The following is a 535-nucleotide window of genomic DNA, read 5'->3' on the forward strand; positions in this document are numbered from 1 at the left end:
ACGACAGGGACCCAAGTGGAACAGTGAGGTTACAGGGAGAAGAGGTGAAGAAGGTGCAGGATTTTAAGTACTTAGGGTCAACAGTCCAGAGCAATGGGGAGTGTGGAAAAGAGGTGAAGAAGCGGGTGCAGGCAGGGTGGAATGGGTGGAGGAAAGTGTCAGGTGTGCTGTGTGATAAAAGTGTACCGGCGAGAGTGAAAGGAAAGGTGTACAGGACGGTAGTGAGACCAGCGATGTTGTATGGTTTGGAGACAGTTGCTCTGAGGAAAAGACAGGAGGAAGAGTTAGAGGTAGCAGAGCTGAAGATGTTGAGGTTCTCTTTGGGAGTGACGAGAATGGATAGGATCAGGAATGAGTACATCAGAGGGACAGCTCATGTGAGACGTTTCAGAGACAAAATCAGAGAGGCCAGGTTGAGATGGTTCGGACATGTTCAAAGGAGGGAGAGTGAATATATTGGTAAAAGGATGTTGAGGCTAGAGCTGCCAGGCAGGAGGCCGAGAGGAAGACCAAAGAGGAGGTTTATGGATGCAGT

Annotated in this window: 1 protein-coding gene; it reads left to right on the plus strand. The window is 49.5% G+C overall.

Annotated features, from left to right (window positions below):
- Positions 1–44: 44 nt before the first annotated feature.
- The coding region (locus tag D4A39_RS19120) for a hypothetical protein (protein WP_147393960.1) at positions 45–535 on the plus strand (491 nt) is incomplete at its 3' end.

This window comes from Alcanivorax profundi, assembly GCF_003597125.1.
GTDB classification, from domain to species: domain Bacteria; phylum Pseudomonadota; class Gammaproteobacteria; order Pseudomonadales; family Alcanivoracaceae; genus Alcanivorax; species Alcanivorax profundi.